This is a genomic window from Nocardia sp. FBN12 (assembly GCF_054031145.1).
Map to the genome: position 1 here is coordinate 6,968,333 of NZ_CM132926.1, position 17,248 is coordinate 6,985,580.

15 protein-coding genes are annotated in these 17,248 nt (G+C 67.6%); 12 read left to right on the forward strand and 3 right to left on the reverse strand.

What is annotated here, in order from left to right; translation table 11 throughout:
- Positions 1-7 precede the first annotated feature (7 nt).
- On the forward strand, positions 8-4,072 hold the full coding sequence (gene eccCa / locus ACWZHB_RS32705; protein ID WP_427905555.1) for a type VII secretion protein EccCa: 4,065 nt from the start codon (positions 8-10) through the stop codon (positions 4,070-4,072).
- A 7-nt stretch (positions 4,073-4,079) separates the two neighbouring features.
- Here eccCa and ACWZHB_RS32710 read toward each other — a convergent pair whose 3' ends face one another.
- Entirely contained in the window at positions 4,080-4,682 is a 603-nt protein-coding gene (locus ACWZHB_RS32710) for a GNAT family N-acetyltransferase (RefSeq protein WP_427905556.1), read from the reverse strand.
- Positions 4,679-5,488, reverse strand: a complete 810-nt coding sequence (locus ACWZHB_RS32715; protein ID WP_427905557.1) for a GntR family transcriptional regulator — start codon at positions 5,486-5,488, stop codon at positions 4,679-4,681. Before ACWZHB_RS32715 ends, ACWZHB_RS32710 begins: the two co-directional genes overlap by 4 nt.
- Positions 5,489-5,679: 191 nt before the next feature.
- On the opposite strand from ACWZHB_RS32715, the gene ACWZHB_RS32720 reads away from it, so the two are divergent.
- The gene (locus tag ACWZHB_RS32720) at positions 5,680-6,162 is read left to right on the forward strand and encodes a DUF4254 domain-containing protein (RefSeq protein WP_427905558.1); all 483 of its coding nucleotides are present in this window, start codon (positions 5,680-5,682) and stop codon (positions 6,160-6,162) included.
- 61 nt (positions 6,163-6,223) lie between these two features.
- Here ACWZHB_RS32720 and ACWZHB_RS32725 read toward each other — a convergent pair whose 3' ends face one another.
- Complete coding sequence (locus tag ACWZHB_RS32725; RefSeq protein WP_427905559.1) at positions 6,224-9,691, reverse strand: nucleotide-binding protein; 3,468 nt, start codon at positions 9,689-9,691, stop codon at positions 6,224-6,226.
- A 372-nt stretch (positions 9,692-10,063) separates the two neighbouring features.
- Between ACWZHB_RS32725 and infA the strand changes: the two genes are divergently transcribed.
- The 10 genes from infA (at position 10,064) to ACWZHB_RS32775 (ending at position 17,186) form a co-directional block, all read left to right on the forward strand.
- A complete protein-coding gene (gene infA, locus ACWZHB_RS32730) occupies positions 10,064-10,285 on the forward strand; it encodes a translation initiation factor IF-1 (RefSeq protein ID WP_003418601.1) in 222 nt (73 codons plus the stop codon).
- Between the two features lie 145 nt (positions 10,286-10,430).
- Positions 10,431-10,544, forward strand: coding sequence for a 50S ribosomal protein L36 (gene rpmJ / locus ACWZHB_RS32735; RefSeq protein ID WP_056818299.1), 114 nt, complete (start codon positions 10,431-10,433; stop codon positions 10,542-10,544).
- Positions 10,545-10,722: 178 nt separating this feature from the next.
- Positions 10,723-11,094, forward strand: a complete 372-nt coding sequence (rpsM, locus tag ACWZHB_RS32740; protein WP_266296680.1) for a 30S ribosomal protein S13 — start codon at positions 10,723-10,725, stop codon at positions 11,092-11,094.
- 9 nt (positions 11,095-11,103) lie between these two features.
- On the forward strand, positions 11,104-11,517 hold the full coding sequence (gene rpsK / locus ACWZHB_RS32745) for a 30S ribosomal protein S11 (RefSeq protein WP_019045110.1): 414 nt from the start codon (positions 11,104-11,106) through the stop codon (positions 11,515-11,517).
- Between the two features lie 24 nt (positions 11,518-11,541).
- Complete coding sequence (gene rpsD / locus ACWZHB_RS32750) at positions 11,542-12,147, forward strand: 30S ribosomal protein S4 (protein WP_019045111.1); 606 nt, start codon at positions 11,542-11,544, stop codon at positions 12,145-12,147.
- Between the two features lie 89 nt (positions 12,148-12,236).
- Positions 12,237-13,295 carry a DNA-directed RNA polymerase subunit alpha gene (locus ACWZHB_RS32755; RefSeq protein WP_056818293.1) on the forward strand — a complete coding sequence of 353 codons (1,059 nt, stop codon included), beginning with the start codon at positions 12,237-12,239 and terminating at the stop codon, positions 13,293-13,295.
- A 21-nt stretch (positions 13,296-13,316) separates the two neighbouring features.
- Positions 13,317-13,817, forward strand: a complete 501-nt coding sequence (gene rplQ / locus ACWZHB_RS32760) for a 50S ribosomal protein L17 (protein ID WP_379326965.1) — start codon at positions 13,317-13,319, stop codon at positions 13,815-13,817.
- A gap of 82 nt (positions 13,818-13,899) precedes the next feature.
- On the forward strand, positions 13,900-14,721 hold the full coding sequence (truA, locus tag ACWZHB_RS32765) for a tRNA pseudouridine(38-40) synthase TruA (protein ID WP_427905560.1): 822 nt from the start codon (positions 13,900-13,902) through the stop codon (positions 14,719-14,721).
- Positions 14,722-15,005: 284 nt separating this feature from the next.
- Entirely contained in the window at positions 15,006-16,016 is a 1,011-nt protein-coding gene (locus tag ACWZHB_RS32770; protein ID WP_427905561.1) for a helix-turn-helix domain-containing protein, read from the forward strand.
- Between the two features lie 219 nt (positions 16,017-16,235).
- Positions 16,236-17,186 carry an AraC-like ligand-binding domain-containing protein gene (locus ACWZHB_RS32775; protein ID WP_427905562.1) on the forward strand — a complete coding sequence of 317 codons (951 nt, stop codon included), beginning with the start codon at positions 16,236-16,238 and terminating at the stop codon, positions 17,184-17,186.
- Positions 17,187-17,248 lie beyond the last annotated feature (62 nt).

The window sequence follows — 17,248 nt, forward strand, 5'->3', positions numbered from 1 at the left end:
GGGATCGATGGCAACCGAAGGTTTCGTCCGTCGCCCCCGGATCGCGCCGCCGCGCGCACCGGGCGGTGAAGTCGCGCTCTCCCCGCCGCCGGAGATCGAGCGCGCCATCCCGTCGCCGCTGATGATGAAGCTGATGCCCGTCATCATGGTGGTCGCGGTGGTCGGCATGATCGCGATGATGGTCACGATGGGCCGCAATCTGCTGGCCAATCCGATGATGATGATGTTCCCGATGATGATGCTCATGTCGATGGTCGGCATGATGGCGGGCATGCGCGGCGGCGGCCCCAAGCGCGCCGTGGAGCTCAACGAGGAACGCAAGGACTACTTCCGGTATCTCGACCAGGTGCGCAAGGACGTGCGCACCACCGGCACCAAACAGCTCGAGACACTCGGCTGGAGCCATCCCGAACCCGCCGACCTGCCCTCGCTGATCGGCAGCAGGCGGATGTGGGAGCGCCGCCCCAACGACCCCGACTTCGGGCATGTGCGAGTCGGCGTCGGTAGCCACCGCCTCGCCACCAAGCTGGCCAGGCCCGAAACCGGCCCGCTGGAAGACCTGGAGCCGGTGTCGACGGTGGCGCTGCGCCGTTTCGTGCGCACCCATTCGGTGGTGCACGAACTGCCGACCGCGGTCTCGCTGCGCGCCTTCCCCGCCATCAATATCGGCGGCGACCTCGACGAGGGCCGCGAATTGGTGCGGGCCATGCTGATGGAACTGACCACCTTCCACGGGCCGGACAATCTCGTCGTCGCCATCGTCTGCGCCGATCCGGACACGCACTGGGCCTGGGCCAAATGGCTTCCGCACGTGCAGCATCCGTCGGTGCGCGACGGGCTCGGCTCGGCGCGGATGATGTACACCTCGCTCGGCGAACTCGAATCGGCGTTGCAGACCGAGCTGATGGAACGCGGTCGCTTCATGCGCAATCCGCAGCCGACCCAGGGCAGGCTGCACCTGGTGGTCGTGATCGACGACGGCTACATCAGCGGCAACGAACGCACCATCAGCGAATCCGGCCTCGACTCGGTGACCGTGCTCGATCTGACCGCGCCCGAGAACGGACTCGCGGCGCGCCGCGGCCTGCAACTGGTCGTCGCCGACGGCGTGGTGTCGGCGCGCAGTGCCGCCGGGGTGGAACGGTTCGCCACCGCCGACGAGGTCAGCCCGGCCGAGGCGGCGGCCTTCGCGCGCTCGCTGGCCCGCTACCGGCTCGCGACGGCCGCGCAGATCGTCAGCCTGGGGGAGGGCACCACCAGCGACCCCGGCCTGATGGCACTGCTGCGCATTCCCGACGCCGCCCAGATCGACCCCGCCAGGGTGTGGCGACCGCGGACCGCGCGCGAACGGCTGCGGGTGCCCATCGGCATCACCCCGGACGGCACGCCGGTCGAGATCGACATCAAGGAGTCGGCCGAGAACGGCATGGGCCCGCACGGTCTGTGCATCGGTGCCACCGGGTCGGGCAAGTCGGAATTCCTTCGCACCCTGGTGCTTTCGCTGGTCACCACCCACTCGCCGGACGCGCTCAACCTGGTGCTCGTCGACTTCAAGGGTGGCGCGACCTTCCTCGGCCTCGACTCGCTGCCGCATGTCGCGGCCGTGATCACCAACCTCGAGGACGAGCTCTCACTGGTCGACCGCATGAAGGACGCCCTCGCCGGTGAGATGAACCGCCGCCAGGAGCTGCTGCGCTCGGCGGGCAACTACGCCAACGTCACCGACTACGAGAAGGCAAGGGCGGCAGGCGTTCCGCTCGATCCGCTGCCCGCGCTGTTCGTGGTGGTCGACGAGTTCTCCGAATTGCTCTCGCAGAAACCGGATTTCGCCGAACTGTTCGTGATGATCGGCCGCCTCGGCCGTTCGCTGCACGTGCATCTACTGCTGGCCTCGCAGCGCCTCGAGGAGAACAAGCTGCGCGGTCTGGAATCGCACCTGTCCTACCGGATCGGCCTTCGCACCTTCTCGGCCAACGAATCACGCGCGGTCCTCGGTATCACCGATGCTTACCACCTGCCGAGCGTGCCGGGCGCGGGCTACCTGAAAAGCGATGCGTCCGAACCGCTTCGGTTCAACGCCAGCTACGTCTCTGGTTCCTATGTCGCACCGGTCGGCACGGTCATCGACGACGACGGCGCGCCGATGGGCGGGCAACGGCCGGTCGTGTTCACCGCGGCGCCGGTCGAGGTGGTCGAGGCCGAGCCGGACCTGGAGGAGGCCGACCCGATCCTGCGCGGCAGGCCGGAACTACCGCCGCCACCGCCCAGCGGGCCCGCCTCGGAAGAGGGCATCCCGGACTCGTTGCTCGACGTGGTGGTCAAGCGGCTCACCGGACACGGCAGGCCAGCCCACGAGGTGTGGCTGCCGCCGCTGGAGGAATCGCCGACCGCCGACATGCTGCTGCCCGACCCGGACTGGCGTTCGCCGGTGAACCGGCACGGCCAGCTGTGGATGCCGATCGGCGTCATCGACAAGCCCTACGAACAGCGCCGTGACGTGCTCACCATCAATCTCGCGGGCGCGCAAGGCAATGTCGCGGTGGTCGGCGGCCCGCAGTCGGGCAAGTCCACCACGCTGCGCACGATCATTCTGGCCGCGGCCGCCACGCACACGCCCGAGCAGGTGCAGTTCTACTGCCTCGACTTCGGTGGTGGCAGCATGGCCGGCCTGGTCGGGATTCCGCACGTCGGTTCGGTCGCCGGTCGTCTCGACGGTGACCGGGTACGCCGCACCATCGCCGAGCTCACCACGCTGATGCGCCAGCGCGAGGAACGGTTCGCCGAACTCGGCATCGAGTCGATGGCCGAGTTCCGTCGCCGCAAGTTCTCCGCGCTGGAGGCCAGGCAGATCAACGGAACCACCGCCGCGCCGGGCGACCTGCTGGCCGCCGACCAGTTCGGTGACGTGTTCCTGGTGATCGACGGCTGGAGCGCCATCCGCGAGGAATTCGATGTGCTCGAACCGCACATCAACGCCATTGCCACCCAGGGCCTTTCCTACGGCGTCCACCTGGTGATCGGTGCATCCCGCTGGGCCGAGATCCGGCCGGTGGTCAAAGACCAGGTCGGCACCAGGCTCGAGCTTCGCCTCGGCGACCCCGGCGACTCGGAGATGAATCGCCGTACCGCGCACCAGGTTCCGGTCGGCAGGCCGGGCCGCGGTCTCACGCGCGAGCAGTTGCACATGCTGATCGCGTTGCCCCGCTTGGATTCCGACTCCGACCCGGCCACGGTCGCCGACGGTGTCACCAGTGCGCGCGAGGAACTCGTGGCGCTGTATCCGGGCCGGCGTGCCCCGCAGGTGCGCATGCTGCCGCTGAGCTTCCCGCGCGACGAGGTCGTCGCGACCGCCAAGCAGCAGGGCGTCACGCTCGACCGCACCAAGGTCGTCGTCGGTCTCGGCGAATCCGAATTGCAGCCGCTGATCCTGGATTTCGGTCTCGAACCACACTTCATGGCCTTCGCCGATGTGGAGTGCGGCAAGACCACGCTGCTGCGCAATATCGTGATGAGCATCGCCGAACAGTCCGACGCGTCGCAGGCGCGGATCATCATGATCGACTATCGGCGCACCATGCTCGGTGTGCTCGAGGGCGATCAGCTCGCCGGCTACTCGACCTCGTCGCAGACCTGTGGGCCGATGATCGCCGAGGTCGCGGGCTACCTGTCCAAGCGAATCCCCGGTTCCGACATCACCCAGCAGCAACTGCGCGAACGCAGCTGGTGGTCGGGTCCGGAGATCTATGTCGTCGTCGACGACTACGACATGGTCGTCACCGGTTCGGTCAACCCGTTCGCCCCGCTGCTGGAGTACTTGCCGCAGGCGCGCGATATCGGCCTGCACCTGGTCGTCACCCGCCGCATCGGCGGTGCGTCGCGGGCCCTTTACGATCCGGTGCTCGGCGCGATGAAGAACCTGTCGGTCCAGTCGTTGATCATGAGCGGATCCCGGGACGAGGGAAAGCTGATCGGCGACGTTCGCCCGAGCAAGATGCCGCCGGGCCGAGGCACGTTGATCTCCCGCAGCCAGGGCATCGAACTCGTCCAGATCGCCGACCTGCCACCGGTGTAGCGGGCGCTCAGCTGGGAAAGCGGTCCATCAGCGGAAGTGCAGGGGCAGCGGTGCGGCGGTGGGCGGGCCGGTGGACCGTCGGCCCACACCAGCTGTCGGTGCGGCGTTCGAACAGGGCGCAGGACGGGCCGGTCGTCCGTGGGTCGGCGATCCGGGCCAGGGAGAAGCCGGCGCGGCGGTAGTAGTCGTGGAGCTGGCGATTGGCGGTCCAGGCATCGAGGCGGACCCAGTGCCGGTGCTTCTGGTCGGCCAGCCGGGCGGCGTGGGCGAGCATCCGGTGCCCGACCTGCCGCCCCGCGAACCGCAGATCGACGATCATGAAATGCACGATCACCGCATCGGCCAGCTCCCACGCCGACCACAGACCCGGATCCGCCCGATGGTTGACCGTGATCGTCCCCGCGGACTCACCGTCCACCTCCGCGATCCACGTCTCGCCCTGATCCAGCGCCCGGCCCACCGCCCCGGCGAAGCTCTCGATCGGCCGCCCGCGCCCCGCCACCGTCCACTGATCCGACCCGCGTGCCGTCAGCCACGACGTGCGCTGGACGCGCAGGCGGCAGATCAGTGGCAGGTCGCCCAGGGTGGCCGGGCGCAGGCGCACCGTCATGGCAGCGCGACGGCCAACCCGGGTGCGATGCCGAGGGTGCGGGCGATGACGTCGGTGCCGGTGGTGTCGCCGAGCTGGTAGGCCAGCTGGTTGCGGCCCGCGAGGGAGCGGTGCCGGGTGGCGCGGGTGACGCGTTCGTGGTTGGCGCCGATGCGCAGGTGGTCGAGCAGGACGGTGCCGGTGGCGACGCCGAGCACGGCCGCCTCCTCGGCGGTGGCGGCGCGGGCCAGCACGGTGTCGCGGTGGGCGGTCTCGCCGTAGCCGCGGTCGGCCAGACGGCGGGTGGTGCCCTCCGGGATGTCGCGGGGGGAGTCGATGCCCGCGGCTTCGGCCAGGTCGCGGGGGTAGAAACTCACCTCCCACGACCACGGTTCGTTGTCCAGGTACTGCACGACCGTGCGGGCAAGCACCCAGGAATCGACGGCGACCCCGAGCCAGTGCGCGACCTCGGTGTTCGCGGGTTCCATCCTGGTGCTGAACTGCTTGGACGGTTCGCGGTTGGCCGCGCGCGCGATCTCCTCGAAGATGTCGTGCGCCGACTTGGGCCGATCGCGCCGGATGTGGTCGGTGACCACCGACTCCAGGACTTCCTGGTTTCGCACGATGGTGCCGCGGGAAGTCGCTGTGTAGACGAGATTTTCAGCGACCAGCACCTGAATCGCGTTGCGCGAGGTGGTGATCGAGACCTGCATCTGATCGGCGAGCTCGGAGTGGCTCGGTAGCCGGTCGCCCGGTTTCCATGTGCCCGCGCGGATCTCCTCACGGAGAAGGTTCGCGATCCGGAGATAGGTCGGACCGTCCGCCATCATGCTCCTCGGTAGGTCGTGCAGGTAACGAAGTGTACTCGTATCGGTTACCTACGGCCGAGTAATGCTTGACAGAGAGCTTGCGAGGTTTATTGTAATGAACGTCCTGATCCGGTGCTCTGCGGCGATGACGGCGAGGCAACGTGGCTGGTTCGGAAAGTTCAACAGTTGTCATGGCTTTCCCTGACACAGTGCGAAGTGTCGATACCGCCGGGCCTCCGGCCGCTACCGGTCTGTTACCCCTTTCCGATCTTCTCGTCCGCGCGTGTCGCGGGCATCGGGTGGTCGGTGGACCGCTGCTGTGGTTCGCCCGCGATCTGGCGGTGCTGCACGAGAAACGCATTGTCGGGCGCGGCGGACGGGTCGATACCGACCCGGAGGTGTTGCGCGAAATCGACTGTCGCCGTAGCGAGCTCGTACTGGCGATCGACGACTGGGTGCTGCGCGGAATACCGCAGCACCGGCTCGGCGCGACGCTGCACACCGAGACCGTCGGCTCGGTCATCGACCGCATGGCCGAGGCTTCCGTGCGGGCGCACCACGCGCTGATGACGATGGCCGCCCATGACGAGATGCTGCACTGCGCGTGGCACCACCTGGCCGAACTGGCCGATGCCTACGACGATCTGGTGCGGGACGTGCTGGCCGGGCGCAGGCGGTTGCCGGAGTGGTGACCCAGCGCTGAGCGCACCACGCCCGCGGTGTTCGTCGCGGGCGTGGTGTTCTTCGCGCGGGTCAGCCGAGACGGTGGTGCTGTACGCCGAACTCGTCGGCCACCGTGGCGGCCAGTTCGACATAGGCGCGCTTGGTGCTCTTGTGCAGGCGGTGCAGGTCGATTTCGGCGCCCTCGGAGAGGTGTTCGTCGAACGGGATGATGTGGACGGCGCGGCAGCGCGAGAGGAAGTACTCGCGCAGCTGCTGGATGCCGACGTTCGGTGAGCCCTCGCGGGGAAGGTTGATGACGACCACCGCGTTGCGGACCAGGTGGTCGTGGCCGTGTAGCGACAACCAGTCCAGGGTCGCGGCGGCGCTGCGGGCGCCGTCGATGGCGGCCGAGGAGATCAGCACCAGCGAGTGCGCGAGGTCGAGGACCCCACTCATCGCCGAGTGCATCAGGCCGGTGCCGCAGTCGGTGAGGATGATGTTGTAGAAGCGCTGCAGGATGCGGGCAACGGCCCGGTATTCCTCGTCGTTGAACGCTTCCGACGCGGCCGGGTCACGTTCGCTGGCAAGGACTTCCAGTCGGCTCGAGCCCTGGGAGGTATGCCTGCGGACATCGGAGTAGCGCTGGATCGACGGATCGAGCAGCAGATCACGCACTGTTGAACGGGTCTGGATGGCTACTCGCTGCGACAGGGTGCCGAAGTCGGGGTTGGCGTCGACGGCGATCACCCGGTCGCCGCGGATCGAGGCGAAGATCGATCCGATCCCGGTGGTGGTGGTCGTCTTGCCGACGCCGCCCTTCAGCGAGAGGACCGCGATGCGATAGTCGCCACGCACGGGTTGGCGGATGCGGGCCACGAGCTCCTGCAGGCGCAACTCCTCGGCGGACATGCCGGGATTGATCGCGCCACCGGACGCATGGTGCACGGCCTTGCGCCAACCGCTGCCCGGCGCCTTCTTGGCGCGCTTGACCGGAACGTTGTCGAGCGAGGGCTGGTAGCCCTGTGGCTGTGCGCCCCAACCCGGTTGGCCGTGTGGCTGTTGCTGGCCCTGCTGGTAGTTGCCCGGCTGCTGATACTGCTGCGGGGCGGCGTTGGGTTGCTGGTACTGCTGCGGGGCGGCAGCGGGTTGCTGGTATTGCTGTGCGGGCGTGCCGTCGGGCTGGTACTGCGGCGCAGGGGTGCCATCGGGCAGGTATTGCTGGGCGGGTCCGCTGGGCGGCTGATACTGCTGCGCGGGCGTGCCGTCCGCCTGGTACTGCGGCGCGGGCATGCCGTCGGGCCGGTACTGCTGGCCGGGACTGTTGGGTTGGTACTGCGGCGCGGGGGTGTCGTCGGGCAGGTATTGCTGGGCGGGCCCGTGGGGCTGCTGCTGCGCAGGCGCCCTGTCGGGCTGGTACGGCTGCGACGGGCCGTTCGGCAGGAACTGTTGTTGCGCACCCTGATTCGGCTGTTGGTACTGGGGACTCGGGGTGCCGTCAGGCTGATACTGCGGTGCCGGTGAGCCGTCGGGGTGCTGTGTGGGAGCGGCATCGGGCCGTTGCTGTGCGGCACCGTCGGGTCGCACGGCGACCCCATCTGGCCCGTAGGTGGGCAGGCCGTCGGGCTGTTGATGCTGCGCCGGGGTGCCGTCGGGACGCGGATACGGCGAGACGGCATCGGCCGCCTGCACGAATTCGCCCGAGCGATAACCGGTTTGCACAGCGCGCGCCTGCTCCGCCGCGTTCGAGCCATGGCTCGCCTGACCGTGCTCCTCGCTCGCTGCCCGGTTCGGCAGCCGTGGGTCATCGGACCGGAACACCTCGGTCCGCCCGTCCGGCGCATGCGTCGGCGCGACCGGCGTGGGATCGCCGGGAACCGGGTTGTATTGCGTCGCAGGATAAGTCGACGGCGGCGCGGTCTCGCCCGACGCATACGGCGATCGCTGGTCCGCGGACTGCTGCGGAGCGACGGATTCGCCGGAGCTGTAGGGAGACCCATGCGACGCGGATGCGCCGGTGGCGTGCGGGGACCCGCTGTCGGTGGACGTGTCGGGAGTCGCGGAGTCCGACAGTGGCGACTGCGATTCAGCTGTGACAGCTGGCGCCGGCGTCGAATGCGACTCGGGGGCGACAGCAGGTGTCGGCGAGGGAGTGCCGTCGGCGAACGGGTCCCAGGGTGCCTGTGGTTCGGCGGTGGGCGCGGGGGTTTCGGTGGCGGGCGGCGTGGGCGCGGGGGCGTCCTCGTCGGGCATCGACCAACCGCTGACCGCATGACGCGCGCCGGTCGCCGGCGAATCCGTGGCCGCGCCGGTTGTCGCCGAGGCTGATTCGGGAGCGCCGGTTGCCGGCGCGGCTTGCGACTCGATCGCCGCGGACTGCTCGACCTCGTCGGACGGGGCAGATCGCGATCCTGAGCCGGTGGACTGCGCCATCTCACGACGCGTGGAAGCGGACTGTCCGGTCTCATCGAGAGCGGGCGCTGACGATGTGCCGGTCGCGGATCGCGTGTGCTCGTCGCGAGGCGACGCCGAGTCGGCGGGTTGCTCGACTTCGCGCCGAGGGGCGACCGGCTGCGGCGGGACAGTCAGCCGGGGCGGGGCCTCGGTCGGCCGGGCGGGTGGGTCCGGCAAGGGAGGGGGCGGGGGCAGGTCGGGGCGCTGCTGGGACGGGCCGAGGGGGGTGAAGCCGTTCGACGGTGGGGCCGGGGTGCGCGTCGGGAGCGAGCCCGCGCCCTGATCCGGCGACTCGACGGGCGGCGCGGGCAATGCGGGCCCCGCATGGGCGGCCGGTCCGGCCTGCCTGGGTGACGTGCCGGTCGGCGCGGCCGATTCGGCACTGCTACGTCCGCCGGTGGACAGCGGCCCGTTCGCGGGAGTCGAGCCGGTAGACGTCGGCGCATGATCGGCCGGGGGTTGACCGGTAGGCCAAGGCGCCGGGCTCGTCGGCGACGACTGGCCGGTGTTCCACGGCGACGCGTCGGTCGCCGCGGGACCTGTGGTCGCAGCCGGTCCCTGGGCGTTCTGCCACGGTCCCGAGTCGGGCGGTGACTGCACAGGCGGCGGCGCGAGCGGGTTCGGTGCCGCTTGCCAGCCGGGCCTCGGCTGCTCCGGCACCTGCTGGTGCGGCGTCCCATCGCGGCCGGTTCGCTGATGCGGGGGCTGCTCGTGCGTCGGCTGCGGGTGGTCGCGGCCGGGCTGTTGCTCGTACGTGGGCTGCTGACGTGGCTGTTCTTCGCGGTGGGGTTGCTGGTGAGAGGGGCCGGGGATCTGCGGGTTCGCGGGCGGCTGGGTGGACCAGCCGGACTGGTGGGTCGGCTCGGCCGGACGTGCGGACTGCGCGGCGGTCTCTTCCTCGGACTCGCGCTCCCTGCGGCGACGCCTGCCCTTCTCCTTGCGCGGCGCGTCGTCACCACGGCCCATGAACCGGCGGCGTTTGGGTGCCTCGTCGATCTCGTCGTCCTGGGGCAGGTTCTCGACCGGAGCCTCGTAACCGACCTGCGTGACGTCGCTCTCCGACAGCCACGGCGGCAACATGGGGAGGCTGTCGTTGTTGCGGCTCACCGGCACGCCTCGCTCACCAGGGTCCCCCGATCTGATCGACCCACTTCTCCGACGCCGTGGAGTTTACGCGACAACCCCGACACCGTGGTGGGCGCCTCATCTCTAGGGCCACTCCCCGAGGCGACCTCGGATCGCCCACCGTCAACCGCTGGAACTCTGGAAAACAAGCCAGCCGGATAGCCCGGCGTGAGACCCGATCGGGGTGTACCGTGCGGGGCCACTTTTGCCTCAGACCGCCCGGCCCGGTAAGCTTGAGCGGCGGTGCACCTATGCGCCGACTGTTCGCATGCATGCTGGCCGTCGTCAGCCGTCGCGAGTGAGCAGCACGAGTAATCAAAACTCAGGTTGAGCGTAACCGGGATCGCGGAGGATATGGCGAAGAAAGACGGGGCCATCGAGGTCGAGGGTCGAGTTGTCGAGCCGCTGCCCAATGCGATGTTCCGGATCGAGCTCGAGAACGGTCACAAGGTTCTCGCGCACATCAGCGGAAAGATGCGGCAGCACTACATTCGTATCCTTCCGGAAGACCGCGTGGTCGTCGAGCTGTCGCCGTACGACCTCTCTCGCGGCCGGATTGTCTACCGCTACAAGTGATGCCTGACGGCGTCGCGAGCCACACCGGCGCGCGGCGTCGGACAGTGTCCCGGCAACGGGACACACCCCAGACTTCCCCAGTCCTCTGGCTGGGGAAAAACTGTGTTCACACCACCTGTGTGGACCAATACAAGATTGGACTGACGTGAAGGTTAATCCGAGCGTCAAGAAGATCTGCGAGAAGTGCAAGGTGATCCGCCGTCATGGTCGGGTCATGGTGATCTGCGACAACCTGCGCCACAAGCAGCGTCAGGGCTGAGTCTCCCCTCACCACCGGGCACCGATCGTCTGATCGGACTGACCGAAAGAAGAACTCCCAGTTCCAGCGCGTACGCACGTGTGCGCGCCATCCACCGGCACGGAGGCCGGTGCCCCCATTTTGTACACGGGGGGACGGACGGGGAGCAGACCTCCGCAACCATTAAGGAACCTGCCACATGGCACGTCTGATGGGCGTTGATCTCCCGCGCGAAAAGCGCATGGAGATCGCGCTGACCTACATCTTCGGAATCGGGCGCACCCGCGCCACCCAGATCCTGGCCGAGACGGGCGTCAGCCCCGACCTGCGCTCCAAGGATCTGACCGACGACGACCTCGCGAAGCTTCGTGAGTTCATCGAGGCCACGGACTACAAGGTCGAAGGTGACCTGCGCCGCGAGGTGCAGGCCGATATTCGTCGCAAGATCGAGATCGGCTGCTACCAGGGCATCCGCCACCGTCGTGGCCTGCCCGTGCGTGGTCAGCGCACCAAGACCAACGCGCGTACGCGTAAGGGTCCGAAGAAGACCGTCGCCGGCAAGAAGAAGTAGGGATAGCGTATGCCTCCGAAGAGCCGGGCCGCTGGCCCGAAGAAGACTCAGAAGTCGCGTCGCCGGGATAAGAAGAACATCCCGCACGGCCACGCGCACATCAAGAGCACGTTCAACAACACCATCGTCTCGATCACCGACCCCGAGGGCAATGTCATCTCGTGGGCGTCGTCGGGCCACGTCGGTTTCAAGGGTTCGCGTAAGAGCACCCCGTTCGCCGCGCAGCTCGCTGCCGAGAACGCTGCCCGCAAGGCGCAGGAGAACGGCGTCAAGAAGGTCGACGTGTTCGTGAAGGGCCCGGGTTCGGGCCGCGAGACCGCGATCCGTTCGCTGCAGGCCGCAGGCCTGGAGGTCGGCTCGATCTCCGATGTCACTCCTCAGCCGCACAACGGCTGCCGTCCGCCCAAGCGGCGTCGCGTCTAACAGCGGGAAAGGAAAAAGCTTAAAATGGCACGTTATACAGGCCCCATCACCCGCAAGTCGCGCCGTCTGCGCGTCGACCTCGTCGGAGGCGACCAGGCGTTCGAGCGTCGTCCTTACCCGCCCGGCCAGCACGGCCGCGCGCGGATCAAGGAATCCGAGTACCTCATGCAGCTGCAGGAGAAGCAGAAGGCTCGCTTCTCGTACGGCGTCATGGAGAAGCAGTTCCGTCGTTACTACGAAGAGGCCAACCGCCTCAAGGGTAAGACCGGCGACAACCTGCTCCGTCTGCTCGAGTCGCGTCTGGACAACGTCGTGTACCGCGCCGGTCTGGCCCGTACCCGTCGTCAGGCCCGTCAGCTGGTCAGCCACGGTCACTTCGTCGTCAACGGTGTCAAGGTGAACGTCCCCAGCTACCAGGTCTCCCAGTACGACATCATCGATGTCAAGGAGAAGTCGCTCCCGACGCTGCCGTTCCAGGTGGCTCGCGAGACCGTCGGTGACCGTCCGGTTCCCGGTTGGCTGCAGGTCGTCCCCGGCCGCCTGCGCATCCTGGTGCACCAGCTGCCCGAGCGCGCGCAGATCGATGTGCCGCTGCAGGAACAGCTCATCGTCGAATACTACTCGAAGTAAGCGCTTTTGGTGGGGGTCGCTACGCGGCGGCCCCCGCAATCACTGATCAGGCATCAAATAGTGGATGCCCAGACAGGAAGTAGATCCTCATGCTGATTTCCCAGCGTCCGACACTGACCGAAGAGGTTGTGGCGGAGAACCGCTCGAAGTTCACCATCGAACCCCTCGAGCCGGGCTTCGGTTACACCCTCGGCAACTCGCTGCGTCGTACCCTGCTGTCCTCCATCCCGGGGGCCGCGGTCACGAGCATCCGCATCGACGGCGTCCTGCACGAGTTCACCACCGTCCCCGGCGTGAAGGAAGATGTCACCGACATCATCCTGAACCTCAAGGGCCTGGTCGTGTCCTCCGAAGAGGACGAGCCGGTCACCATGTACGTGCGTAAGCAGGGCCCGGGCACCGTCACCGCCGGTGACATCGTCCCGCCCGCCGGCGTCATCGTGCACAACCCGGACATGCACATCGCCACCCTGAACGACAAGGGCAAGCTCGAGATCGAGCTCGTCGTCGAGCGGGGCCGCGGTTACGTGCCCGCCGTGCAGAACAAGGCGACCGGCGCGGAAATCGGCCGGATCCCCGTGGATTCGATCTACTCCCCGGTGCTCAAGGTGACCTACAAGGTCGAGGCCACCCGTGTCGAGCAGCGCACCGACTTCGACCGTCTCATCCTCGACGTGGAGACCAAGAACTCCATCACGGCCCGGGACGCGCTGGCTTCGGCCGGTAAGACCCTGGTCGAGCTCTTCGGCCTGGCCCGTGAGCTCAACGTCGAAGCCGAGGGCATCGAGATCGGCCCCAGCCCGGCCGAGGCAGATCACATCGCCTCGTTCGGTCTGCCGATCGAGGACCTGGACCTCACCGTCCGGTCCTACAACTGCCTCAAGCGCGAGGGTGTGCACACGGTGGGCGAGCTCGTCGCCCGTACCGAGTCGGACCTGCTCGACATCCGCAACTTCGGCCAGAAGTCCATCGACGAGGTGAAGGTCAAGCTGCACACGCTCGGCCTCTCGCTCAAGGACAGCCCGGCGTCGTTCGACCCGTCCTCCGTGGTGGGTTACGACGCGAGCACCGGAACGTGGAGCGACAGCGGCACGTTCAGTGATACCGACGGCGGCGAGCAGGACTACGCCGAAACCGAACAGCTTTAATACGCCCAGGAGAAACCCACAATGCCCAAGCCCAAGAAGGGTCGCCGGTTCGGCGGCTCGGCGTCGCACCAGAAGGCGATCTTCGCCAACCTGGCCACGGCGCTTTTCGAGCACGGTCGGATCACGACCACCGAGGCCAAGGCCAAGGCGGTGCGTCCCTACGCCGAGAAGATCATCACCAAGGCGAAGGCCGGCAGCCTTGCCGACCGTCGTGAGGTCATGAAGGACATCCGCAACAAGGACGTCGTGCACGTCCTGTTCGCCGACATCGGCCCCTCGTTCGAGGGTCGCGAGGGTGGCTACACGCGTATCACCAAGGCGCTGCCGCGCAAGGGTGACAACGCGCCGATGGCCATCATCGAGCTCGTCCGCGAGAAGACCGTGACCAACGAGGCCGATCGGGCCCGTCGTGTCGCCGCTTCGCAGAAGACCGAAGAGGCTCCGGCCGCTGAGGTCGTCGAGGAGACCGTGGCGGACGCCCCGGCCGCCGACGAGGCCACCGAGGACAAGAAGGACGCCTGATTCTCAGGAGTTCTGCCGAGCCCGTCACCCTTCGTGGGTGACGGGCTCGGTTCTTTTCTGTGCGCGACTTCAGGAGGATGACATGACGCGGGTGCGGCTCGGGATCAGTTATGACGGCACCGATTTCACCGGCTGGGCACGTCAGCCGGGGTTGCGCACGGTGCAGGGCGTGCTAGAGGAGTCGCTGTCGAAGGTGTTGCGTGAACCGCTGCAGCTGACGGTCGCCGGGCGTACCGACGCGGGTGTGCACGCCGAGGGGCAGGTCGCGCACTTCGACACGGAGTCGGAATTCGACGCCGACAAGCTGATGTACCGCATGGCGAAGTTCCTGCCCAAGGACGTGCGGATCACCGAAATCCGCACCGCCCCTCCCGAATTCGACGCCCGCTTCTCCGCGATGCGCCGTCACTATGTCTACCGGCTCACCACCGCCCCCTACGGCGCCCAGCCGTTGCAGGCGCGCGGCGTGGTGCCGTGCAAGCCGGGCGTAGACCTCGAGGCCATGCGCGCAGCGTCCCGAAACCTGTTGGGCCTGCACAACTTCGCCGCTTTCTGCCGCCGCCGCGAGGGCGCCACCACCATTCGCGAACTCCAGCGCTTCGACTGGGAACGCGAGGGCGACCTGCTCACCGCCTATGTCAGCGCCGACGCCTTCTGCTGGTCGATGGTCCGCAGCCTCGTCGGCGCCGTCCTCGCGGTGGGCGAAGGCCGCCGCACCCCCGACTGGACCACCACCCTGCTCACCGAAACCGAACGATCCAGCTCGGTCACCGTCGCTCCTGCCCACGGCTTGAGCCTCATCGCCGTCGACTATCCGGCCGACGCCGACCTCGCCGCCCGCAATGCCCAAACCCGGGAATCCAGAACTGTGCCGGTGCCCGAAGGTGGTTGCTGCGGCGATTGATGGCCGTTGATCCGTTCGACGAATTTCTGTGACACCTGATCTGTGGAGTGACGATTCGATATTGATTCGAGACTCTCCCTGCCGGCAGCGCATGCGGAGCGGGTTTCGTCCCGGCTACCGGGATGCGGGGGTGACATTCATGTTATCGAGGTGGTAACCGCGCGATGTTAGATTTCTCCGACGATGGATACCATCTCATTCGGCGAGTGGGAAGTGGTCATGGAATGACGCCAGGCGAATTCCGGGCGAGCCAGCGCCCTGTCGCGTTGGAATAGCGACATCGAATGGTGACGTCGTCGTTCGACGGGTTTCCCGAGATCTGCTCGACCGCGCAGGTCGCGGTGCCGGACGCGTTCGGGCATTGGGAACAGCTGGTCACCAATGCGATCACCGAGGTGTCGATTGCGCCCACCGTGCCACGGGCGTTCGAGGGGCGGATCAGATCGGCCGACTTCGGTGATATCTCCGTGGGCACGGTGGTCGCCGAGGGTCACGAATTGCGCCGGACGCGCAGGCATATCGCCAGGGCTGACGACGTCCACGTCATCGGCAGTGTTGTGCTCGCGGGGCACGCGCAGGTCGAGCACGCGGGTAACCGTGTCGAGCTGTCGCCGGGCGCGATGATCTTCTACGACACCGCGCAGCCGATTCGGTGGCGCTCGGAGGGTCTGATCGAGGATCTGACGATCCGGGTGCCCCGACAGCAGGTCGTCGATTACCTGGGTATTCGGGCCGACGCGCTGCCTGCCGGGATGGTGATCGGGGAAGGTGGCGTCGGGCTCATGCTGGCCAGATTCTTCCGGCAGGTCGCACAACTGCACAGCACCGATCCGGTGTCGGCGGCAGTGCTCGCGGGCAGCGGCATCGACCTGCTCGGCGCGGCGGCCACCATCGCGTCGGGCGGGCGACCTGGCAGGGCGCAGATCGCGGCGGTGAACGGGCAGCAGGTGCTGGACTATCTGCGCGCCAACTACACCGACCCCGGGCTGACGATCGAGCGGATCGCGGACGCCTGCCGGGTGTCGCGGCGCACGCTCTATCGGGTGGTCGCGGAGTTCGAGGGCGGGCTCGGGACTGTACTGCGCGAAATGCGGTTGGAGCGGGCGCGGGTGCTACTCGCGGCGGGCGACTACCGCTCGGTCGCGACGGTCGCGACCGCGTCGGGATTCGGCTCCGAGCGACAGTTCTATCGCGCGTTCCAGGCGGCGACGGGCATGACACCGGGTGAATACCGGGTGATAGCTCGTTCGGGCGCCCACAGCGGAGCTCGAACTCCGTCAAGCCGGGTTGAGTGATGCGCCTCACACGGAGGTTTCATTTTGAAAGACCCGGGTTGGATAACCGCTGGAATCGTCAGTGCTAGTGGCATTTCCGATGTCGACAAACCATCCCATCCGGAAACAGTCGATGGAAATTGGACGGTTGATCTGGCAGGCTCGGCCTAGGGCGAGCCCGACGATTGTGCGACGCCAACTGTTTGCTGTTCGACTCGGATAGGAAGCGAGGTAGTTGGCGTGGAGATCAGCCAGACCCGTGCCGGGGCGCGCGAATCGTTCGCCGAGTGGGAGTCGCTGCTGTCGGAGAGTTATGTCCCGCTGATGGCGGATCCGCGCGGCGACGGCGCCTTCCATGGCCGGATCGAGCGCACCAGCCAGCCCGGCTTCGACCTGTCGACGGTCAGTGCGAGCGGCCAGCGCATCCGCCGAACCCCCCGTGGAATCGCGAAGACCGACGGCGAATACCTTTTGGTCTCCATCCTGACCGAAGGCTCCGGACGGCTGCACCAAGACGATCGCGTCGCGTCGCTGCGCCCCGGTGACATGGTCTTCTACGACACCTCGCGCCCGTATCAGTGGGATCTCGACGGTCCCTGGGCGCAGGTCGTCGTGCAGACGCCGCTCGAGGTCCTGCGCCAGCAGCTCGGCCCGGGTGATTCCGCGTTGCCGACCGCGATGACGGTCCCCGCCGACAGCGCGGGCGGGGTGGTCGCGGGCTACTTTCGCGATCTGGCCCGCATTCAGCAGAGCGCTCCTGGTCACGCCACCGTGCTGGCCGACAACGGTGTCAAACTGCTTGCCTCGGCGGTCCGGCTGGCCTCGGGGGAAATCCCTTCGGGTCAGCCCGCGCAGGCGCTGTCACGCGAGCAGGTACTCGCCTTCATGCGAACCCGGTGCGCCGACCCGAGCCTGACGATCGACGACATCGCGCGTGCCTGTCTGGTGTCGCGCCGCACGCTGTACCGGCTGTTCGGTGACGTGGAGGACGGGCTCAGTGCCGTGCTGCGGCGCATGCGGGTGGAATGCGCGCGTTCGCTGCTCGCCCGTGACCCCGGCCGGGCGACGGCGACCGTCGCGCTCGCGTCCGGGTTCGCGTCCGAACGCCATTTCTTCCGCGCCTTCCGGTTGGAGACGGGTATGACCCCCGGTGAATTCCGCATGGTCGCGGCGGGTGCGCCGGCTATGTGATACCGCGGCTATCTGATATCGCCATTCTTCGTACATCTGTTCGTCCTTGAAGAATGGTCGGC